At 72.9% G+C, this 21,222-nt stretch carries 19 protein-coding genes; 9 read left to right on the top strand and 10 right to left on the bottom strand.

Annotation, left to right across the window (positions count from 1 at the left end; genetic code table 11):
* Positions 1 to 12 precede the first annotated feature (12 nt).
* Both OG406_RS27725 and OG406_RS27720 read left to right on the top strand, forming a co-directional pair.
* Complete coding sequence (locus OG406_RS27725) at positions 13 to 1,260, top strand: sensor histidine kinase (protein WP_266848785.1); 1,248 nt, start codon at positions 13 to 15, stop codon at positions 1,258 to 1,260.
* A 281-nt stretch (positions 1,261 to 1,541) separates the two neighbouring features.
* Positions 1,542 to 2,174, top strand: coding sequence for a response regulator transcription factor (locus tag OG406_RS27720; protein ID WP_266849608.1), 633 nt, complete (start codon positions 1,542 to 1,544; stop codon positions 2,172 to 2,174).
* Positions 2,175 to 2,204: 30 nt separating this feature from the next.
* On the opposite strand, the gene OG406_RS27715 is transcribed toward OG406_RS27720, so the two are convergent.
* The 5 genes from OG406_RS27715 to OG406_RS27695 form a co-directional block, all read right to left on the bottom strand.
* Entirely contained in the window at positions 2,205 to 3,053 is an 849-nt protein-coding gene (locus OG406_RS27715) for a hypothetical protein (protein WP_329188348.1), read from the bottom strand.
* Positions 3,053 to 3,592, bottom strand: a complete 540-nt coding sequence (locus OG406_RS27710; protein ID WP_266848781.1) for a SigE family RNA polymerase sigma factor — start codon at positions 3,590 to 3,592, stop codon at positions 3,053 to 3,055. Before OG406_RS27710 ends, OG406_RS27715 begins: the two co-directional genes overlap by 1 nt.
* 51 nt (positions 3,593 to 3,643) lie before the next feature.
* Positions 3,644 to 5,071 (bottom strand): DHA2 family efflux MFS transporter permease subunit, encoded by a 1,428-nt coding sequence (locus OG406_RS27705; RefSeq protein ID WP_443067113.1) that lies wholly within the window; start codon positions 5,069 to 5,071, stop codon positions 3,644 to 3,646.
* 93 nt (positions 5,072 to 5,164) lie between these two features.
* The gene (locus OG406_RS27700) at positions 5,165 to 6,358 is read right to left on the bottom strand and encodes a lipid-transfer protein (protein ID WP_266849606.1); all 1,194 of its coding nucleotides are present in this window, start codon (positions 6,356 to 6,358) and stop codon (positions 5,165 to 5,167) included.
* Positions 6,359 to 6,461: 103 nt separating this feature from the next.
* Positions 6,462 to 8,837, bottom strand: coding sequence for an acyl-CoA dehydrogenase (locus OG406_RS27695; protein WP_329188344.1), 2,376 nt, complete (start codon positions 8,835 to 8,837; stop codon positions 6,462 to 6,464).
* Between the two features lie 304 nt (positions 8,838 to 9,141).
* Here OG406_RS27695 and OG406_RS27690 point away from each other — a divergent pair, with 304 nt between their 5' ends.
* The 5 genes from OG406_RS27690 (at position 9,142) to OG406_RS27670 (ending at position 14,902) form a co-directional block, all read left to right on the top strand.
* The gene (locus OG406_RS27690; RefSeq protein ID WP_327409918.1) at positions 9,142 to 10,887 is read left to right on the top strand and encodes an MFS transporter; all 1,746 of its coding nucleotides are present in this window, start codon (positions 9,142 to 9,144) and stop codon (positions 10,885 to 10,887) included.
* 160 nt (positions 10,888 to 11,047) lie between these two features.
* Positions 11,048 to 11,698 carry a class I SAM-dependent methyltransferase gene (locus OG406_RS27685; RefSeq protein ID WP_164368987.1) on the top strand — a complete coding sequence of 217 codons (651 nt, stop codon included), beginning with the start codon at positions 11,048 to 11,050 and terminating at the stop codon, positions 11,696 to 11,698.
* Positions 11,699 to 11,801: 103 nt separating this feature from the next.
* Positions 11,802 to 12,785: an N-acetylmuramoyl-L-alanine amidase gene (locus OG406_RS27680; RefSeq protein WP_329188342.1), complete on the top strand. Its 984-nt coding sequence runs from the start codon at positions 11,802 to 11,804 to the stop codon at positions 12,783 to 12,785.
* A gap of 173 nt (positions 12,786 to 12,958) precedes the next feature.
* Entirely contained in the window at positions 12,959 to 13,777 is an 819-nt protein-coding gene (locus OG406_RS27675) for a DUF5336 domain-containing protein (RefSeq protein WP_329188340.1), read from the top strand.
* 114 nt (positions 13,778 to 13,891) lie between these two features.
* The gene (locus OG406_RS27670) at positions 13,892 to 14,902 is read left to right on the top strand and encodes an LLM class F420-dependent oxidoreductase (RefSeq protein ID WP_329188338.1); all 1,011 of its coding nucleotides are present in this window, start codon (positions 13,892 to 13,894) and stop codon (positions 14,900 to 14,902) included.
* Between the two features lie 30 nt (positions 14,903 to 14,932).
* Here the strand turns inward: OG406_RS27670 and OG406_RS27665 are convergent, their stop codons facing one another.
* Positions 14,933 to 15,505, bottom strand: a complete 573-nt coding sequence (locus OG406_RS27665; RefSeq protein WP_329188337.1) for a hypothetical protein — start codon at positions 15,503 to 15,505, stop codon at positions 14,933 to 14,935.
* Between the two features lie 161 nt (positions 15,506 to 15,666).
* Between OG406_RS27665 and OG406_RS27660 the strand changes: the two genes are divergently transcribed.
* Entirely contained in the window at positions 15,667 to 15,960 is a 294-nt protein-coding gene (locus OG406_RS27660; RefSeq protein ID WP_164368992.1) for a hypothetical protein, read from the top strand.
* Positions 15,961 to 16,018: 58 nt separating this feature from the next.
* On the opposite strand, the gene OG406_RS27655 is transcribed toward OG406_RS27660, so the two are convergent.
* Genes OG406_RS27655 through OG406_RS27645 form a run of 3 tightly spaced genes read right to left on the bottom strand, consistent with a single transcriptional unit; the run spans position 16,019 to position 19,340 of the window.
* The gene (locus OG406_RS27655; RefSeq protein WP_081216967.1) at positions 16,019 to 17,095 is read right to left on the bottom strand and encodes a prenyltransferase; all 1,077 of its coding nucleotides are present in this window, start codon (positions 17,093 to 17,095) and stop codon (positions 16,019 to 16,021) included.
* On the bottom strand, positions 17,092 to 17,865 hold the full coding sequence (locus OG406_RS27650; RefSeq protein WP_081216968.1) for a class I SAM-dependent methyltransferase: 774 nt from the start codon (positions 17,863 to 17,865) through the stop codon (positions 17,092 to 17,094). The genes OG406_RS27655 and OG406_RS27650 overlap by 4 nt, the downstream gene beginning before the upstream one ends.
* Positions 17,859 to 19,340, bottom strand: a complete 1,482-nt coding sequence (locus tag OG406_RS27645; RefSeq protein WP_329188335.1) for a glycosyltransferase family 4 protein — start codon at positions 19,338 to 19,340, stop codon at positions 17,859 to 17,861. The genes OG406_RS27650 and OG406_RS27645 overlap by 7 nt, the downstream gene beginning before the upstream one ends.
* A gap of 238 nt (positions 19,341 to 19,578) precedes the next feature.
* On the opposite strand from OG406_RS27645, the gene OG406_RS27640 reads away from it, so the two are divergent.
* A complete protein-coding gene (locus tag OG406_RS27640) occupies positions 19,579 to 20,292 on the top strand; it encodes a TetR family transcriptional regulator (protein WP_203659883.1) in 714 nt (237 codons plus the stop codon).
* Between the two features lie 32 nt (positions 20,293 to 20,324).
* Here OG406_RS27640 and OG406_RS27635 read toward each other — a convergent pair whose 3' ends face one another.
* The gene (locus OG406_RS27635; RefSeq protein WP_164371624.1) at positions 20,325 to 21,218 is read right to left on the bottom strand and encodes a tetratricopeptide repeat protein; all 894 of its coding nucleotides are present in this window, start codon (positions 21,216 to 21,218) and stop codon (positions 20,325 to 20,327) included.
* Positions 21,219 to 21,222: the final 4 nt, after the last annotated feature.

Raw genomic sequence — 21,222 nt, 5'->3', positions numbered from 1 at the left:
GGGGAGCGGGACATGTCCTTGATGAGGGGCCTCACCTGCCAGGTGCGGGCGTGGCGGGCGGAGCGGGCCGTCTGGAAGGCCGACATGGAGCGGTTCAAGGCCGACCGGCGGGCGGCGCGGCGCAGCGGCGGGAAGGTGCCCGAGAACCCGGGGCCGCCGCCCACCGGCTTCGCGCTGCTGCCGTGGCTGCTGATGGGGCTGGGCTCCTTCTCGAACCTCCTCCAGGGCAGGACGGCCCAGCCGTGGATCGGCGCCGTGGGCCTGTTCGCCTTCAACTCGCTGTACATCTACGTGACGTTCCGGGCGTTCGTGAAGGACAAGCGGGAGTCCCGCTCCACGCGGGTGGCGCTCGTCGTGATGGGCGTCATCACGTGCGGGCTGGCCGTCGGGTACGGCGGGAGCTGGCTGTACTTCTTCCCGCTGCTCGGGCTGGCCACGGGGGCGGTGCTGCGTGGTCCGTGGCTCGGCAGGACGGGCCTCGCCCTGACGGCGCTCGCCGCGGTGGTGTCGTCCGTCCAGGCGGGCTGGGACGCGTTGAACGTCGCGTACGGCACGTTCCTGTCGACGATGGTGACGGCGGCGATCCTCTCGCTCTCCGAAGCCGTGCGTGAACTGCGTTCGGCGCGTGAGGAGTTGGCCCGCCAGGCGGTCGAGAAGGAGCGGATGCGCTTCTCCCGGGACCTGCACGACCTGCTCGGGCACACGCTGTCCGTGATCGTGGTCAAGTCGGAGGCGGCCCGCCGGCTGGCTCCGCGCGACCTGGACGCGGCGCTCGTGCAGGTCACCGACATCGAGTCGGTGGGGCGGCAGGCGCTCACGGAGATCCGGGAGGCGGTGACGGGATACCGGGAGGGCAGCCTCGCCACGGAGCTGGACCGCGCCCGCTCGGCACTGTCCGCGGCACGGGTGGAGCCGGTCGTACGCCAGTCGGGGCCGCCGCTCGTCCCGCAGAGCGAGGCCCTGCTCGGCTGGGTGCTGCGGGAGGCCGTCACCAACATCGTGCGCCACAGCGACGCGACCGGCTGCGAGATCACCGTCGACGGCACCCCGGACCTGGTCCGCCTGACCGTCTCCGACAACGGCACCGAGGCGGCCCCGGCCACGCCCGACGCGGGCGGCGGCACCGGCCTCAAGGGCCTCGGCGAACGTCTCGCGGCGGCGGGCGGCTCCCTGGAGGCGGGCCGGACGCCGCGTGGAGGCTTCCGGGTGAGAGCCGAACTGCCGGTGGAGGCAGTGGACTTGACGGGGATGTCGAGCTAGGACGCGGGGCCCCGGCCCCGGGCCGGGCGCAGGATGACGCCGGAGGCCCGGCGGCAACGACCGTGCGGGGGTCGGTCGTACGGCGGCCGGTCGTCCGGGGGCCGGTCGTCCGGGAGGGCCCGCCGGGAGGGGCCGCCGGGAGGGTGCCGATGCCCGGCCGGTGAGGCGGCCGGCGCTTCCGGTGGGCCGGTGCGGCGGCCGTCGCCACGCGTCCTCACCGGGGAAGGGCCGATCGTCGGCCCGTGGCGGCCGCCGCCGCCTACCCTTGGCCCGTGAACGAGATGCCCCGGGACCACCGCCCCGCCAAGTCCATCCGCGTGCTGCTCGCCGAGGACCAGGGGATGATGCGCGGGGCGCTCGCCCTGCTCCTCGGGATGGAGGCGGACATCGAGGTGGTCGCCCAGGTCTCCGCGGGCGACGAGATCGTGGACACCGCACTCGTCAGCCGGCCCGATGTGGCCCTGCTGGACATCGAGTTGCCCGGGATGAGCGGACTGGACGCCGCCGCCGCGCTGCGCGAGGAGGTGCCGGACTGCCGGGTGCTGATCCTCACCACCTTCGGCCGCCCCGGGTATCTGCGCCGGGCCATGGAGGCGGGCGCGGCCGGGTTCCTCGTCAAGGACGGGCCCGTGGAGGAGCTGGCGCAGGCGGTCCGCCGGGTGCTGACCGGCGAGACCGTCATCGACCCGGCGCTCGCCGCCGCCGCGCTCAGCGCCGGGCCCAGTCCGCTCACCCCGCGCGAGTGCGACGTCCTGAAGGCGTCGGCCGACGGCGCGACGGTCGCGGACATCGCCGCCCGCGTCCATCTCTCGGAGTCGACGGTCCGCAACTATCTGTCCTCCGCCATCGGCAAGACGGGCACCCGCAACCGCATGGAGGCGATGCGCGAGGCGCGCCAGCAGGGGTGGCTGTAGGGCGGACGGCCGGTCCGGCCGCCGGCCCCGTCAGGACCCCTTCGCCACCTTCGTCACCTTCGCCGCCCCCGAGCGGTGGTCCTCGCCCTTGGGTGCCACGCAGGTGAACCAGTTCGCCCGCGATCCGTCCACCGGCCGGACCAGGTCCTCGAAGTCGCCGACGAGACCCGTGCCCGGGGCGGCCGGAGCGGCCTTCACCTTCGTGCCGTCGTCCCAGGTGCAGGTGACCTCCAGCGCGGTCGGGGCGACCCGGCCGACGACGAGCCGCCGCGAGCCGCCCGCGGCCTCCGGGTCCAGTAGCGTCGCGGCGTCCGCGACCTGTCCGTCGGGCGGCGTGCCTCCCTTCTCCACCGGGGCGTTCATGAACGTCGACACCAACCCGCCGTCGCGCATCAGACGGCCGTAGTACCAGCCCTTGCCGACCAGGTCCGAAGGAGCGTGGATGCCGGCGGGGACGAGGGCGTACCTCCTCATCGTCTTCAACTGGGCCCGCGCTTCCGACACGTTGCGCGGCGCCCCCCACACCAGGGCCTCCACCGTCCAGTCCTCGCCGTGGTCGGTCCCGCGCGCCACGGCCGTGCTCCGCGCTTTGTCGACCTGCCGGGAGTCCGGTGTCACCGGCGCGGTCGCGGCCGGCACGACCCGGCGTCCCTCGCCGTCCGTCCCGCCGGCCGACGCCAGCGTTCCCACGGAGCCGGCGACGACGAGGGCCGCCGCCGCGGCCAGGGTCCAGCGGCGCGCCCTGCGCCGGCGTCCACCGCGCACCAGCTCCCGGTACGGGACGGCGCCGATCCTCACCCCGTCGGCCGCCTCCGCGAGCAGCACGGCGATGTCCCGGTCCGCCGCCCCGTCGTGCTCCGCCTGTCCGTTCCCGCCCATCACGCCCGCCCTCCGTAGGTCACCATGTCGGCCAGGCCCGGTACGACACGGAGTTTCGCGATTCCCTTGGCCGCGTTGCTCTTCACGGCACCCACCGAGCAGCCCATCGCGGCCGCCGTCTGGATCTCGCTCAGGTCCTCCCAGTAGCGCAGGACGACCGCCTCGCGCTGCCGCGGGGGCAGTTGGGCGAGTGCGGTGAGCAGGGCGCCGCGGTCGTCGGCCCGCCCGATCGGGTCCGCGCGGTCGGGGACCTCGTGTGTCAGGCCCGAGTCGTCCCTCGGCGCGAGGAACTCCTTGAGCTTCCTGCGGTGTCTGCGCGCGTGCGCGTTGATCATCACGCGCCGCACGTACGCCTCCGGTTCGTCCGCCGCGGCGACCCTGCGCCAGGCGACGTAGACCTGCTCCAGCGTCGCCTGGACCAGGTCCTCAGCGGCGTGCTGCTCCCCCGTCAGGAGAAACGCCGTACGCATCAGCCGCGGCCAGCGGCCGAGGACGAAACGATGGAACTCCTCGTCCCGGGACTGCTTCCGATCCCCCATGAACACCTCCTCGATGCGTGAAGGAGTCCACGAGGGCCCGATCCCGTTGCCTCATCCGCGTGACGTTCTCCGTGGCAGCCATACGAGCATCAGGGCGGCACCGGCCACCAGCAGGGCGGCGCTGGTGCGGAAGGCCAGGGCGTAGCCGGCGGTGAGGGACTCGGCGGAGAGGCTGTCCCCCGTGCGGGCCGCGGCGATGGTGGACATGACGGCGAGGCCGAGGGAACCGCCCATCACGCGCGAGGTGTTGACCAGTCCCGAGACCAGGCCCGCGTCCTGTGGGGTCGCGCCGGAGGTGGCGAGGGAGGCGAGCGGGGTCTGCGCGAGGCCCGCGCCCGCCATCATCAGGATGCCCGGGAGCATGATCGCCGTCAGATAGGTGCCGGCCGCCGTCATCGTGGACTGCCAGCCGAAGCCGACCGCCGCGAGGAGGGTGCCGAGGACGGCGACGGTGCGCGGTCCGGTCACCGTCATGAGCCGGGGCGCCAGCTTCGAGCCGAGGACCACCGCGAGGGAGCTGGGCATCAGGGCGAGACCGGCACCGAGGGGCGAGTAGCCGAGGACGTTCTGCGCGTAGAGGGTCATGAAGAACCACATGCAGAACATGGCGGAGCCGCTGACGAACATCGCCGCGTTCGCCGAGGACACCGACCGCACCCGCAGCAGCGTCAAGGGCATCAGGGGTGCCTTGGTCCGTGCCTCGACGGCCAGGAAGGCTCCGATGAGGGCCAGTCCGGCGCAGAGCGGCACCAGGGTCGCCGCCGACGTCCAGCCCTCGGCCTCCGTCTGCACGATGCCGTAGGCGAGGGTGGCGAGCCCGGCCGTCACGAGGAGTGCGCCCGGCAGGTCCAGGCGGCGCCCGTTCCCGGCGCGGCTCTCCACCAGCCAGCGGGCGGCGCCCGCCAGCACGACGGCGCCGACGGGCACGTTGATGAGCAGGACCCAGCGCCAGGACAGCCCGTCCACGAGCAGGCCGCCGACGAGTCCGCCCGCGGCACCGCCCCCGGCCCCGACGGCCGCCCAGGTCGCGATGGCACGCGCACGGGCGGCGCCCGCCGGGACGGCCGACGTCAGGATCGTCAGCGTCGAGGGCGCGAGCACGGCCGCCCCGAGCCCCTGCACGGCCCGCGCCACCAGGAGCTGCGGGCCCTCCTGCGCGAGGCCTCCGCCGACCGAGGCGAGGGTGAAGAGGGCGAGCCCGACCAGGAACATCCGCTTGCGGCCGTACAGGTCTCCGGCCCGGCCGCCGAGCAGCATGAACCCGGCGAAGGCGATCGAGTAGGCGTTCACCACCCATTGCAGCCCCGGCGCGCTCAGCCCCAGGTCGGCCCGCATGGACGGCAGCGCCACGTTGACGACGGACACGTCGAGGACGACGAGGAACTGTCCGGCGCAGGCGAGCGCGATCACCACCCAGGCGGGTGGCGCGACCGGTGCGGAGGTACGGGTGTCTTCAGCGGCTCGGAGCATGGGTGTCATGCTCTCAACCGGCGGACGCTCCTGGCATCGGGATTTCGACGCAGCCGGGCGCGGCCGCCGGACCTAGGCCGTGGGACGGGCGGGGGGGCCGCCTCAGACACCCGCGCGCAGCAGCGTGACCACGGCCGCGCCGCCCAGGCCGATGTTGTGGGCGAGCCCGACGCGCGCGCCGGGCACCTGGCGGGCCGCGGCCTCGCCCCGCACCTGCCAGACGAGTTCGGCGACCTGGGCGATGCCGGTCGCGCCCAGCGGATGCCCCTTGGAGATCAGGCCGCCCGAGGGGTTCACCACCCAGCGTCCGCCGTACGTCGTCGCGCCGGACTCGACGAGCTTGCCGGACTCCCCTTCCTCGCACATGCCGAGCGCCTCGTAGGTCAGCAGCTCGTTGACGGAGAAGCAGTCGTGGAGTTCGACGACGTCCACGTCCCCGATGCCGAGTCCGGAGCGTTCGTACACCTGGCGCGCGGCCTCGCGTGACATCGGCCGGCCGACGACGTCGATGCAGGAGCCGGAGGCGAAGGACTCCTCGGTGTCGGTGGTCATCGCCTGCGCGACGATCTCGACGGCCCGGTCCCCGAGTCCGTGGCGGTCGACGAACCGTTCGGACACGACGACCGCGGCGGCGGCCCCGTCCGAGGTCGGCGAGCACTGGAGCTTGGTCAGCGGCCGGTGCACGGTCCGGGCGGCGAGGATCTCGTCGACGGAGTACACGTCCTGGAACTGCGCGTACGGGTTGTGCTGCGAATGCCGGTGGTTCTTGGCGCCGACGGCGGCGAGCTGGGCCTCGGTGGTGCCGTACCGCTCCATGTGCTCCCGGGCGGCGTCGCCGAAGATCTGCGCGGTGGGCGGGGTCATCTCGAAGCCGTGCCGGGCGGCCATGATCCCGTAGTGGCGGGCGACCGGCGAGGTCGAGAAGTCGCCGCCGTCCGCGCCCGATCCGAGGGCGCCGCGCTTCATCTTCTCGAAGCCCAGCGCGAGGACGCAGTCCGCGAGGCCACCCTCGACGAACTGCCGCGCGAGCATCAACGCACTCGCTCCGGTCGCGCAGTTGTTGTTCACGTTGTACACCGGCACGCCGGTCAGGCCGAGTTCGTACGCGGCGCGCTGACCGGCGGTGGACGCCTGGAAGCAGTAGCCGACGGGGACCTGCTCCACGTCGGTGTAGGCGATCCCCGCATCCGCGAGGGCGCCGGAACCGGCCTCCCGGACCATGTCCCAGTACTGCCAGTCCCGGGTCTCGGGCTTCTCGAACCGGGTCATGCCGACCCCGACGACGTACGACTTCATGGCGGACTTGGCCGGCTTGGCAGGCCTGGCTGGGTCGGTGCTCGTGGCGGGCTCGGTGCTCGTGGCGGGCTTGGCGGGCTTGGCTGTCATGGCGGTGGCGCTCCTAGTCTCGTGGCAGGCCGAGGATGCGTTCGGCGACGACGTTGAGCTGGACCTGCGTGGTGCCGCCGGCGATCGTCAGGCAGCGGGAGAGCAGGAAGCCGTGCACGGCCCGTTCGCCCGGCCCCTCGCGCAACGCGCCCTCGGGACCGAGGAGTTCGAGGGCGAGTTCGGCGACCCGCTGCTGGTGGGCGGTCTGCACCAGCTTCCGTACGGAGGCGCCCGCGCCCGGTTCGGTGCCGGACACCTGCTGGAGCGTCGTGCGCAGCCCGATGCAGGCCAGGGCGTGCGCCTCGGCGAGCAGGGCGCCCAGCCGGGCCGCGTCGACGTCCGCCCGTATCAGCGCCTCCAGACCGGTGTCGAAGGTCAACTGGTCGGCCATGTGGACGCGTTCGTTGCCGAGGGTGTTGCGGGCGACCCGCCACCCGTCGTCGACCTCGCCGACGACCGCGTCCGCGGGGAGCAGCACGTCGTCGAACCAGACCTCGTTGAACAGGGAGTCCCCGGTGATCTCCTTCAGGGGCCGGACGTCGATGCCGTCCGTGGTCTTCATGTCGACGAGGAAGTAGGTGAGCCCCCGGTGCTTGGGTGCGTCCGGGTCGGTCCGGGCGAGCAGGATGCCGTGGTCGGCCCACTGCGCCGCGCTCGTCCACACCTTCTGCCCGTTGATCCGCCACCGGCCGTCCGCGGTGCGCTCGGCCCGGGTGCGCAGCGAGGCGAGGTCGGAACCGGCGTCCGGCTCGGAGAAGAGCTGGCACCACAGCAGGTCTCCGCGCAGCGTGGGCAGCAGATAGCGCTCCTGCTGGGCGGCGGTGCCATGGGCGATGAGGGACGGCACGACCCAGGTGGCGATCCCGAGGTCGGCGATCCGTACGCCCGCCGCCGCCAGCTCCTGCTGCACGGCGAGCTGCCGGACGGGTCCCGCGCCGAGCCCGTGGGGCGGGGGCAGGTGCGGGGCGGCGTAGCCGGTGGGCGCCAGCGCCCTGCGGACCGCCGCGGGGTCGAGACCGCGCACCGGGTCGATCACCCGGCGGGCCTCGGAGCGGTACCGGTCGGCCTCGGGCGGGAGTTCGAGGCGCAGTTCCCGGCGTACGCCGTCCCGGGCGAGCCGGGCGGCCCGGCGCAGGTGTCCGCTCCCGGCCCCGTAGAGCTGGCGCGCCACGAGGGCGCGGCGCAGATACAGGTGGGCGTCGTGTTCCCAGGTGAATCCGATGCCGCCGAGGATCTGGACGCAGTCCTCGGCACAGGTGAGGGCGGCGTCGAGTGCGGAGCCCGCGGCGAGGGAGGCCACCAGTTCCCGTACGGGGGACGGCTCCCGCCCGGTGCGTGCGGCGTCCCAGGTGAGGGCCCGGGCCTGTTCCAGCCGGACGAGCATGCCGGCGCACAGGTGCTTCACGCCCTGGAACCGTCCGATGGGGCGGCCGAACTGTTCGCGGACCCGGGCGTGCCCGGCCGCGGTGTCCAGCGCCCACGCGGCGGTGCCGCAGGCGTCGGCGGCGAGGACGACGGCGGCCAGGTCCCGGACCGTCGGCGGGCCCGCCGCGAGCACCCGGTCGGCGCCGACCCGGACCCCCTCGGCGCGCACCTCGGCGGTCCCCCGCGTGGGATCGGCGCTCTCGTGCGGCCGTACGACGAGATCCCGGGCGTCGACGACCAGACAGACGGACCCGCTCCCCGCCTCGGACCCTCCGCCGCGCCCCGGATCACCCCCGGCCCCTCCGCCGCCGCTCGGATCACCCCGGCGCTCTCCGCCACCGCCCGGATCGCCTCCTGCCGCGTCGCCGGCCCCCGGACGTCTCGCCGGCCCGCCGGTCACGACGGACGCCACGAGCACCAGGACGTCCGCGTCGGCGCCGGAGAGCACGGGTGGCGCGACCCCGTCGAGCAGGTATCCGCCGCCGTCCACGGCCTCGGCGGTCAGGGAACCGGCGCCGAACGCGACCGCCCCGACACGGTTCCCGGAGCCGAGATCCCGCAGGAGACCGCGGAGCCCGCCGAGCCCGCCCGCACCGCGGTCGCCCGGCCCGGGAGAATCCCCGGCGGTCCGAGCCGTGGACGCGGGGACGGCGGACGCGGAGGCGGCCGACGCGAGGACCGCTGCCGCGAGGACGTGCGCGAGGAACGGTCCCGGAAGTGCCGCCCGCGCGGCCTCCTCCACGACCACGGCGAGGTCGAGGAGGTCGCCGCCGCCCCCGCCGTACTCCTCCGGAAGGTGCACGGCGAGCAGCCCCTGCGCGGCGAGCGCGTCCCAGAACGGCGGGCGGCCGGTGCCCGGGGCGTCGAGGAGTTTTCGGACCTCCTCGGGTGGCACGGCGCGGGCGATCCAGCCATGGACGGCCTCGGCCAGCTCCCGCTGTTCCGGCGTGATCGCGATGCCCATGCGTGCCTCCCCGAAGGCCCAAGGTGCGTGGATCGGGCGCCAGACTAGAACACGTTCCATTCTGACGGTAGGTCAGATCCTCATGGAACGGTCAAGAATTCGTTAGTACGCCGAAGCATCGGAATAGTTGCCCGGGCACACCGGGTTCTCCTTGCACGTATTCCGCACGGATCAGCCGACCGACGTCCCCGCATCCGCATGGATCAGCCCGACCGACCGTCCCTCGAATCCGCACGGATCACCCCTTTTCCGCTTCACCTCTCTTCTGAGTGCTCGCTTTCTTACGGCCTGGAGGCCCCACGCAATGACGCACACGACGACCGACCAGCCCGCGCGGAGGCCGAGCGGCGCGACCGTGCCGGTGCTCGCGTTCGCGGGCATCGTTGTCGCGGTGATGCAGACCCTGCTCGTCCCGGTCATCAAGGACCTGCCGGCACTGCTGGGAACCGCGCCCAGCAACGCCACCTGGGTCCTGACCTCGACCCTGCTCGCGGGCGCCGTTGCCACCCCGATCATGGGCCGCCTCGGCGACCTCTTCGGCAAGCGGCGCATGCTGCTGACCAGCCTGTCCATCATGGTGGTCGGCGCCCTGATCAGCGCACTGACCAGCACGCTGCTGCCGATGATCGTGGGCCGTTCGCTCCAGGGCTTCGCGATGGGCGCCATCCCGCTCGGCATCGGCCTGATGCGCGACATGCTCCCCCGCGAGAAGCTCGGCTCCGCGATGGCGCTGATGAGCTCCTCGATCGGCGTCGGCGGCGGTCTCGCGCTGCCCGCGGCGGCCCTCGTCGCGCAGCACGCCAACTGGCACGCGCTCTTCTACGGTGCCGCGGCCCTCGGTGTCATCTCCATCGTCCTCACCCTGCTCGTCGTCCCGGAGTCCCCGATGCGGGCCCAGGGGACCTTCGACGTGCTGGGCGCGATAGGCCTGTCCGTCGGTCTCGTGCTCTTCCTGCTGCCGATCACCAAGGGCAGCGACTGGGGCTGGACCGCGCCCACCACGCTCGGCCTCTTCGGCGCGTCCGTCGCCGTCCTGCTGCTGTGGGGCGTGATGGAGCTGCGCCTGAAGGCCCCGCTGGTCGACCTGCGCACCACGGCCCGCCCGGCCGTCCTCTTCACCAACCTCGCCTCGATCATGGTCGGCGTCTCCTTCTACGTCGTCTCCCTCGTCCTGCCGCAGCTCCTCCAGCTCCCGAAGTCCACCGGCTACGGCCTCGGCCAGTCGATGGTGAGCGCGGGCCTGCTCGTGATGCCGCTCGGCCTGACGATGATGGTCACGGCCCCGGTGTACGCGCGGCTGTCGGCGAAGTACGGCCCCAAGGTCACCCTCATCCTCGGCATGGTGATCATCGGGATCGGCTACGGCGCCGGTCTCGGCCTGATGAGCGCCGCCTGGCAGTCCCTGGTCATCGCCGTCGTCCTCGGCGCGGGCATCGGGCTCGCCTACTCCTCGCTGCCCGCCCTGATCATCGGGTCCGTCCCGGCCTCGGAGACGGGTGCGGCGAACGGCCTGAACACCCTGATGCGGTCCATCGGCACGTCCGTGTCGAGCGCCGTCATCGGCATGGTGCTCGCCAACACGGCGAACCACGTCGGCGGCGCCGCGATCCCGACCATGCACGGCTTCCGGGTGTCGTTCATGATCGCCACCGGCGCCGTCCTGGTCGGCCTGGTCCTGGCCCTCTTCCTGCCCCGCCAGCGCCAGGCCTCCGCGCCGCAGCTGCGCGCGAGCAGCGAGGAGGAGGCCGCGCTGGAGCGTGCGCACGAGGTGCTCGGCGGCTTCCGCGGCCGGGTCCTGAACGCGTCCGGCGACCCGGTCGCCCGCGCCAAGGTCACCCTGATCGACCGGCGTGGCCGGCAGGCGGGCGCCACCCTCTCCGACGAGAACGGCGGCTACGCGCTCGCCGTCCCGGCGCAGGGCGCGTACGTGCTCGCCGCCCGGGCCGCCGGCCACGGCCCGCTCGCCTCGTCCGCGACGCACGCGGGCGACGACCGGCCTGTCGACCTCGATCTGGCGTTGCCCGGCGAGAACGCGGGCGTCACCGCCTGACCCCGGCCCGCTCCTCGGCACGTGATCATCCACACCCCCGTCGCCCACGCGGCGGGGGTGTGGTGCACGATGGGTCGGCCCGTCGCCCGCAACGCTCACGACGTGCGCGCTGTTGAGGTCGTCGACACCGTCGACGCCGTTCGCACCGATGGAGGACCCCATGCCCGCGGCACCCAAGCCCGAGATCCTCGCCGCCTTCGAGGCGGCCAAGGGGTTCATGCCGACGGCCGAGGGGCTGGCGCTGTACGAGGCCGCCGTCGAGGCCGGGCGGCTGGGGCTGCCGCTCCTGGAGGTCGGCACCTACTGCGGCCGCTCGACGATCCTGCTGGCCGACGCCGCACGTGAGGCGGGCGTGACCGCCGTCACGGTGGACCACCACCGGGGCAGCGAAGAGCAGCAGCCGGGCTGGGAGTACCACGACCCGTCGACGGTCGACCCGGAGATCGGGCGCATGGACACACTGCCCACGTTCCGCCGGACCCTGCACCGGGCGGGCCTGGAGGACCACGTCGTCGCGCTGGTCGGCCGCTCGCCGCAGATCGCCGCGTTCTGGCGCACGCCCCTCGGTCTCGTCTTCGTCGACGGCGGCCACACCGACGAGCACGCGAGCGGGGACTACGAGGGCTGGGCGCCCCATGTCGCCGAGGGTGGCCTCCTCGTCATCCACGACGTCTTCCCGGACCCCGTCGACGAGTTCACCGGCCAGGCCCCGTACCGCGTCTACCTCCGGGCCCTGGAATCGGGCGCGTTCACCGAGATCGGGGTCATGGACTCGCTGCGGGTGCTGCGGCGGACCGGGGCGGGGATCTGACCGGCATCGGCAAGGGCCCGCGCCCGGCGGGCCCTTCCCTCGAACCGTCCCGGCATCGGTGCGGACCCCGTGGACACGGTGGACGCCCGCTAGGGTGGCTGACGTGTCGTACGTAGGCCCTGACTTCGATCCGCCCCAGCCGCGCCGTTTCCGGCGCGGGCCCCTCACCGTCGCGGTCGCCGCGCTCGTCCCGGGCGCACTGGCCGGCTGGCTGGTGTGGCTGGCCGTCGGGAACGACTCGGGAGGCGGGTCCGACCGGGCCGCCCCCGCCACGTCGTCCTCGGCGCCCGGCTCCGGCGCCCCCTCGGCGGCGGGTTCCGCCTCCGCGACCGCGCGGGACGACAGCAAGCCGGGGAAGTCCCCGAAGGCTTCCCCGTCGGGCTCCGAGACCGGTGCGAAGCCGGCCGGTTCCGGCCCCCTGAAGGGCAAGGTCGTGGTGATCGACCCGGGGCACAACCCCGGCAACTTCCAGCACACGTCCGAGATCAACCGCAAGGTGGACATCGGCACGAACCGCAAGGAGTGCGACACGACGGGGACGTCGACCAACGCGGGGTACGCGGAGGCCATCTTCACCCTCGACGTGGCGAACCGGATGCGGACGATCCTCGAACACGAGGGCGCCACCGTGAAGTTGACCCACGACGGCGACCGCTCCTGGGGTCCCTGTGTCGACGAGCGGGCCCGGATCGGCAACAAGGCGCACGCGGACGCGGTCGTCTCCGTCCACGCCGACGGCTCGGCGTCCGGCAACCGCGGGTTCCACGTGATCCTGCCGGGGTCCGTGCACGCGGGCGGCGCCGACACCCGCCCGATCGTCGCGTCCTCGCGAGAACTGGGCGAGCGCATCGCCGGCCTCTTCGTCCGCGAGACGGGCAGCGCCCCCTCCAACTACATCGGCGACGGCACCGGTCTTGACGTGCGGACGGACCTCGGCGGTCTCAATCTGTCAACGGTTCCGAAGGTGTTCATCGAGTGCGGCAACATGCGCGACAGCAAGGATGCCGCGCTGCTCACCAGCGGCGCCTGGCGGCAGAAGGCGGCACGGGGGATCTCTGAGGGAATCGTGAGCTTCCTGCACGGGTAGTGATCGACGCGTCCAACCCGGCGGACACCCTCCTAGGACGGGCGATAGTGTCGTCCGTACGATGAGGGGCCGCCCCCGCGCTGCACACCGGGACCCGACGGCGACACCATGACGGCGACACGGCGAACAGCGATGCCTCCACCGATGACGAGACGACTGACGAAGGACCTGAAGTGAATATCCGCTCCCTCACTCGAGGCGACGGCGTGGTGATCGGAGCAGCGGTATTGCTGTTCATCGCGTCGTTCCTGCAGCTCTACACCGTTTCCGGGTTCGACTTCGACCAGAACGCATGGGACAGCCTCGGCACCGGTCTTGGCGTCTACATGGGCGGTGTCATCGGTGCCGCCCTGATCGTCGCCAATCGTTGCCTGCCGCAGCCGCGCAAGGTCGCGGGGCTCGACCTCGGCACGGTCGGCGTGGCCTTCACGGTCCTCGTCGCGTGGACCATGTTCTGGACGCTGGTTGACGTTCCGGACAGGACCAATGCAGCCGCCGGAACCATCCTCGGCTTCATCGCCGCCCTCATCCTCGCGGCCGCCGCCGTGGCGACTCCGCTCCTTCCCCCGCTCCAGGCCGCCCTCGTCGGCGCCCCCAAGCCGGCCGCCCCTCTGCCCTACGGCGGTCAGCCGCAGGGTGGGTACGGGTACCCGGGTGCCGGACAGCCGGGGCAGCCCGGACAGCCGGGGCAGCCTTACGGTGCCCAGCCCGCGCAGCAGGGACAGCCGTTCGGCGGGCAGCCGAACCAGCCGCAGCCGCAGTCGTCGACCCCGCCGCCGCAGCAGCCCTCGCAGGACTTCTCGCCGTTCTGGTTCGCCGTGCCGGTCGCGCGGCCGCTGTTCTCGGAGGACGGCGCGCAGTCGCCGATCGCCGAACTGGCGCCGGGCACCTGGTACCTGGCCGTCGAGCAGCGTGGTGCGGCCCTGGTGGCGCAGACGCAGGACGGCCGTCGTGGTGTCCTGCAGGACACGTCGGGGATCCAGCGCGGCTGACCCCCGCTTCGCCCTCGCACCGGCCCCTCGCCCTTTCCGGCGGGGGGCCGTTGTCGTACAGTCGCAGCATCCCGTGACCTGACGGATCGTCAGAATGCTGGCTCTGGAGGCGACATGCGGCTCGGTCTCGCGCTCGGCTACTGGGGGCGCGGCCCCTCGGCGGACCATGTGCCGCTCGCTCAGGAGGCGGAGCGGCTCGGCTACCACTCGGTGTGGACCGCGGAGTCGTGGGGCTCGGACGCGTTCACGCCGCTCACCTGGATCGCGGCGCGGACCTCACGCATCCGACTGGGCACCGCCGTCGCGCAGATGGCCGCCCGCTCCCCCACGACCACCGCGATGCACGCGCTCACCCTGGATCATCTGTCCGGCGGGCGCATGATGCTCGGGCTCGGGCTGTCGGGTCCGCAGGTCGTCGAGGGCTGGTACGGGCGGCCGTTCCCGAGGTCGCCGCTGACCGCGACCAGGGAGTACGTCGACGTCGTACGCCAAGTCCTGCGGCGGGCGGGCCCGGTGGAGCTGGACGGGCGCTTCCACTCGCATCCGTACCGGGGGGCGGACGGTACGGGGCTCGGCAGGGCGCTGCAGCCGATCACGCATCCGCTCCGGGCCGACCTGCCCGTCCTGCTCGGCGCGGAGGGCCCGAAGAACGTGGCGCAGACGACCCGGATCGCGGACGGATGGCTGCCGCTGTACTGGGCGCCGAACCGGCCGCAGGCGTACGGGGCGGCGCTCGACGACCTGCCCGAGGGCTTCCTGGTGGCGCCGATGGCCCGCGCGCAGGTCTGCGACGACGTGGCCGAGGGGCTGCTGCCGGTCAAGGCGATGCTCGGCTTCTACATCGGCGGGATGGGGCACGCCGCCCGCAACTTCCACGCCGACCTGATGGCCCGCATGGGGTTCGAGGAGGAGGCCCGCAGGATCCAGCGGTTGTTCCTCGAAGGGCGACGCGAGGAGGCCGTGGCGGCCGTGCCGGACGCCTTCGCCGACGAGATCTCGCTCGTCGGACCGCGTGAACGCATCGCCGAACGGCTGGAGTCGTGGCGCAAGGGCCCGGTGACCGACCTGCTGGTCCTGTCCCCGGACCCCCACACCCTGCGCGTGCTCGCGGAGCTCAACTCCTAGGCCGGCGGCGGGAGATCGGTCCTGCTACGGTCAGCTGCCGCTGAGCTGCGAGGCCGACGGCACCTTGTCCTTGACCTCGGCGCCCGCGCTCTTGCCTGCTTCCTTCACCTTGTTGATGACGTCGTCGAAGGAGTTCGTGACGGAGTCGGTGGAGTCGCCCTTGCGGAGCTTGGCCGGCAGGTCCTTCAGGGCGTCGATGCCCGCGGTGAGCGGGGCGACGGCCTTGGCGAGCGTCGGGTCGCCCTTGGCGTTGTTCGAGGCGGCCTTGAGGCGGTTGTAGGCGAAGGCGCCCGCGAGTCCGGCCTTGACCAGGGCGAGCTTGCGCCCCTTGGCGCCCTTCTTGAACTTGCCCGCCTTGTAGGGCTTGACGATCCACTGGTAGGTCGCGCCGGCCGCGAGCCCCGCGTTCGCCACGAAGCGGGTCTTGGCGAACTTCTGCTTCTCGGCGGAGGTCGTCGGCGTGGGGGTGCCCTTCGCGGGGACGACGGCGGCGGTGTCCTGCTGCGAGGAACTGGAACTGTCGCTGCCACAGGCGGTGGCACCGCCGATCAGGGCACAGCAGAGGGTCAGCGCCACGAACAGGCGCCGTACGGGTACGGGCACGGGATCCTCCGGATGGGGGAACGGTTCTCCCTGGTCCGCCGGTCCTCCCCGGCCCCGGGGCGACACGGCTCTCCACGGCAGCCTCACCCGGTTCGCACACCTGCGCCACTTGACCGAAGCCGTTCGGGTTTCATTCAGCGGCGCCGGGCAACACGCTGGTCATGTCCCCTCGATATCGCAACGGCTCGAATTCTGCGGGGACGGTCATCGCGATCGTCGCGGATGTTATGGCCGTCATCCTCGGTCTCTGGATTCTGATGTATCTGCTCGACGCCAATCGTGGCAACGACCTCGTGCAGTTCATCCACAACCTGGCAAGCTGGCTCGCCGGCTGGTCGCGTGACCTGTTCACCTTCGACGAGCAGTGGGCGCGTGTCGTCGCCGGCTACGGTCTCGCCGCCGTCGTCTACCTGTTCATCGGGCACGCCATAGCGAACCGCATGCACCGGCACTGACGACCGGGAACATCCGGAGGGTCCGGATGTCCAGTGGGTCCCGGGCCTGATCCGCCGGTCAGGTCCGGGCGCAGCAGTCGGGGTCCAGCCCCGTCGGCAGGCGCTCACCGCTGAAGACGGCGCAGGTTGCCTCGTCACCGCCCAGTGCGGCGACGGCGAGCAGCACGGAGCCCGCCGTCCAGGTGGTGAGTTCCTCGGGCCAGACGGCCCGGTCCTCGTAGACGTACCCCGTCCAGTACAGGCCGGTCTCCGGATCGCGCAGGTGCTGGATGGACTGAAGGATCTCCAAGGCACGGTCGGACTCGCCCACCGCCCACAGGGCGAGGGCGAGTTCGGCCGATTCGCCGCCGGTCACCCACGGGTTGGGGACCACGCAGCGCACCCCGAAGCCGGGCACCACGAAGCGGTCCCAGCCCTCCTCGATACGTGACGTGGCCTCGGCGCCGGTCATCGCGCCGCCGAGCACCGGGTAGTACCAGTCCATGGAGTAGCGGTCCTTGTCGAGGAACCGCTCCGGGTGGCACCGGATCGCGTGGCGCAGTGCGCCGGCCGCCAACTCCCAGTCGGGTTGCGGCTCTTCGCGCTGTTCGGCGATGGCCAGGGCGCAGCGCAGCGCGTGGTGGATCGACGAACTCCCGGTCAGCAGCGCGTCGTCGACGGCCGTCCCGTCGTCCTCGCGCTTCCAGCCGATCTGTCCGCCGGGCTGCTGGAGGCGCAGCACGAACTCCACGGCCGCGTAGACGGCGGGCCACATGCGGTCCAGGAACGCGTCGTCGCCGGTGGCGAGGTAGTGGTGCCAGACGCCGACCGCGATGTACGCGCAGAAGTTGGTCTCCCGGCCGCGGTCGGTGACCTCGTCGAACTGCCCGTCGGCGTAGGCCGCGTACCAGGATCCGTCCGCGTTCTGGTGCCGGGCCAGCCACGCGTAGGCGCGTTCGGCGGCCTCGTGCTCCCCGGCCGCGTCGAGCGCCATGGCCGCCTCGGTGTGGTCCCACGGGTCGAGATGGTGACCGCGGAACCACGGGAGGGCTCCGTCGGGGCGCTGCACCGCGAGGATGCCGCGCACGGTGACGGCGGCCTCCTCTGCGGTGAGGACCCCGGGCAGGACGAGGTGTTCTGTCCGGGGAGTGGTCACGTGGCGTCCGCCTCGGGGGTGCTCGCGCCGGAGTCCGTCGCGCCGGCGAGGCGCGGCAGGTGGGGCTTGGTCGCGTACGCCACGAAGCTCTTGCCGATCAGCGGGTTCAGTGCCTGTTCGGCGACCCGGGTGGCCAGCGGTTTCTTCATGATGTCCCAGACCAGGAGCTTGTGGTACGCCCGCACGGGCAGCGCCTTGTCGTTGTCGACGCCGAACGCGCACTTGAGCCACCAGTAGGGCGAGTGCAGGGCGTGCGCGTGGTGGGAGCCGTAGGGGCGCAGTCCGGCCTCGCGGATCTTGGCGAGCAGTTCGTCCGCCTTGTAGATGCGGATGTGGCCGCCCTCGACCTCGTGGTAGGCGTCGGACAGGGACCAGCAGACCTTCTCCGGGCCGTAGCGCGGCACGGTGATCGCGATCCGGCCGCCCGGCCTGAGCACGCGGACCATCTCGGCGAGGACACCCTTGTCGTCGGGGATGTGCTCCATGACCTCGGAGATGATGACGACGTCGAAGGACTCGTCGGGGAAGGGCAGATGGAGCGCGTCGCCCTCCATCGCGGTGGCGGTCGCCCCGGCGGGCGCCTCACCGGCCTCCTTCATCGCGGCGAACCACTTCGCGACCTCGCGGATCTCCTCGCCGTTCTGATCCAGCGCCACGACCTGGGCGCCGCGCCGGTAGCACTCGAACGCGTGCCGGCCGGCCCCGCATCCGAGGTCCAGGACACGGTCGCCCGGGGCGAGCGGGAACCGGGAGAAGTCGACGGTCAGCACGTGGCCCTGCTTTCGCGGTTGGCTGCAACGGGTTCGGTGGCGGGAGTCTGTGCCGCGGCGTCGGCGGGTCCGGCGTCCGCTGCGGCCGCGCGGTCGGTGTCCGGGGCGACGGGCGGGACGGAGGCCGCGGCCGGCGTCACCGCGGGGGTCGCCCGGCGGGCCGGCGGCCGGGGTGCGGAGAGGGCGATGGCCGCGCGGTAGTGGGCCACCGTGCCCTCGGCCGCCCGCGCCCAGGTGAAGCGCTCCAGGACCCGCGCGCGGCCGGCGGCGCCGAGCCGCGTGCGCAGCGGGGCGTCGCCGAGGAGCCGGGTCAGGGCGGCGGCCAGGGCGCCCGAGTCGCCGGGCGGGACCGCGAGGCACGTCTCGCCGTCGGCGCCCGCGACCTCCGGGATGGCGCCGCCGGTGGTGGCCACCAGGGGCGTGCCGGTGGCCATCGCCTCGGCGGCGGGCAGCGAGAAGCCCTCGTACAGGGAGGGCACGCAGGCGACTTCGGCCGAGCGGACGAGGTCGACGAGTTCGGCGTCGGAGATGCCCTTGACGAACTCGACGGCGCCGTCGAGGCCGTAGCGCTCGATGGCCTGGGCGACCGGTCCGTCCTCGGCGCGGCGGCCGACGACGACGAGGTGGGCGCCGGGGTGTTCGGCGCGTACCTTCGCGAGCGCCTCGACGAGGAAGACGAGGCCCTTGAGCGGGACGTCCGCGCTGGAGGTGGTGACGATGCGTCCGGGCACCTGGGGGACGGACGGATCCGGCGAGAAAAGGTCGGTGTCCGCGCCGATGTGGACGACGTGGATGCGGTCCCGCTCGACGCGCAGGTGCTCCACGATCTCCTGGCGGGAGGTGCCGGAGACGGTGAGCACCGACGGGAGGCGGCGCGCGACGCGCTTCTGCATCCGGGTGAAGGCGTACCAGCGGCGGACGGACGCGCGGCGCTTCCAGCCCTCGGCGGCGTCCAGCTCCAGCTGCCGGTCGACGGTGATGGGGTGGTGGATCGTCGTCACCAGCGGGGCGCCGACATCGCCCAACAGGCCGTATCCGAGCGTCTGGTTGTCGTGGACGACGTCGAACTCTCCCTGGCGGGAGCGCAGATGACGGCGGGCGCGCAGCGAGAAGGTCAGCGGCTCGGGGAAGCCGCCGGTCCACATGGTGCCGACCTCCAGGGCGTCGACCCAGTCCCGGTACTCGTCGCGCGCCGGGGTGCGGAACGGGTCGGGCTGGCGGTACAGGTCGAGGCTGGGGAGCTCGGTGAGGCTCAGGCCGGGCAGGCCCTCGTCGAGGACGGGGTAGGGCTGCGAGCCGATGACCTCGACCCGGTGCCCGAGACGGGCGAGTTCGCGCGAGAGGTGCCGTACGTACACACCCTGGCCGCCGCAGAACGGGTTTCCCTTGTACGTGAGGAGCGCGATCCTCAGGGGTGGTTCCCCGTCGGCTGCCGTACCCTCCCCGGGGCCCGCCTCCATGGCCTCAGCGGTCACTTCCGGCCCCCTTCTCCCTGCACTTTCCCGCGAGATTACGCCGGGACGCTAATCTAGAACAAGTTTCAGACTTGATCGTTCAAGGAGCATTGAATCTACCGGCAGGTAGCGCCAGTGTGAGCGGTGGATCAGGTGATTCACGCCACGACCGCGCGGCGTGGTCGGCTGGTCCGCGGCGCGGCGGACGGCCCTGCCGCGCGGACTCCTCGCTCGCTCGCCGATGTCACGGAACGGAACCATGTCTGCGGAAGCCAAGGCGGACTCGAAGAACGCGCGACCGGCGCCGGGTGCGGGCAGGCCTGCCGCGTCCTCCGGCGCGGGGCACGCGTCGGCGCACTCCACCCCGCACATCACCTCCCGCCCCGCGTCCCCGCCGCTCACCGAGCGGCAGGAGGCGCGTCGCCGCCGCATCCTGCACGCGAGCGCGCAACTGGCCAGCAGGGGCGGCTTCGACGCCGTGCAGATGCGCGAGGTCGCGGAGTCCTCGCAGGTCGCGCTCGGCACGCTGTACCGGTACTTCCCCTCGAAGGTGCATCTGCTGGTCGCCACGATGCAGGACCAGCTGGAGCACATGCACGGAACGCTGCGCAAGCGGCCGCCGGCCGGGGAGAGCGCCGCGGAGCGGGTGGCGGAGACCCTGATGCGGGCGTTCCGCGCCCTCCAGCGCGAGCCGCACCTCGCGGACGCGATGGTCCGCGCCCTCACCTTCGCCGACCGCAGCGTCAGCCCCGAGGTCGACCAGGTGTCCCGGCAGACGACGGTGATCATCCTGGACGCGATGGGCCTCGACGACCCGACCCCGGCGCAGCTCTCCGCGGTCCGCGTCATCGAGCACACCTGGCACTCGGCCCTGATCACCTGGCTCTCGGGCCGCGCCTCGATCGCCCAGGTCAAGATAGACATCGAGACGGTCTGCCGCCTGATCGACCTGACGGCCCCGGGGGAACCGTAGGAACGGGCCGTCCGCAGACGCGAGCGTGCGGCTCACGGGCCGCCCGGCGAGTCCGGGCGGGCCAGGCCCGGCCGCGCCAGCCCGCTCCAGCTGCGACCGATCGCCTTCTCGCCGGCCCAGCGGTCCAGGAGGCGGCGCGCCTCCTGCTCGGGAGCCGCCAGCGACACCGCCTGGGCTCCCGCCCGTACCTCGCGGTCCACTTGATGGGTTCCCTCGCTGCAACACGCGCAGAGCATCCGCACCGCGCTCGCGGGTTCGGCGCCGAGACCGTGCTCGGCGAACAGGGCCAGCAGGGCCTCCAGGTCCGCCGCGTCGCCCGCGCCGACCGTCACCTCCCACGTCGGCAGCTCGGACGGCTCGAAGAGCTCGAGCTCGTCGAAGACGGGACAGGTCGTGCCGCGGAAGACACGCTCGCCCGTGGGCTCGCCGTCGTGCACGACGATCTCGCCGTACCGCCGGCCGCCCGTCACGGGCACGTTCACCACGCGCCCCCGGGTCGGGCACAACCGCTCGATCCACACGACCTCCCGTTGTCCGTCCGTGTCCAGCCGTACACAGGCGACCCCGAAACGGCCGTCGATCTCGCCCTCGCCCTCGGGGAGTTCGATGCCGAAGCCGGCCCAGGCCGCGCGGGCCGTGGTCCAGTCGCGCCGGATCGTGGCGGCGATGCCGAGGTTCCAGTAGGCGGGATCGCCCTCCCCGCGCGGGGCGCGGGCAGCCGCCTCCCGGCCGAGGTCGAGGGCCTTGTCCCAGTTCCGGAGGAACTTGTGGGCGAGCGCGGCGTCGTACCACCACACCGCGCTCGGCCGCTCGTCGGGGAAGTGCTCCAGGACCCGCTCGTAGAGGTCGGCGGACCGCAGCCACTCCTCGGCCTCCCACGCCGCCCTCGCCTGCTCCAGCAGCTCCTTGGCCTCGGTCTTGTGCACGCTT

Source organism: Streptomyces sp. NBC_01428, assembly GCF_036231965.1.
Lineage (GTDB): Bacteria > Actinomycetota > Actinomycetes > Streptomycetales > Streptomycetaceae > Streptomyces.
The sequence above is the reverse complement of the archived record's forward strand: the minus strand, read 5'-3'. Positions and strand labels throughout refer to the sequence as shown.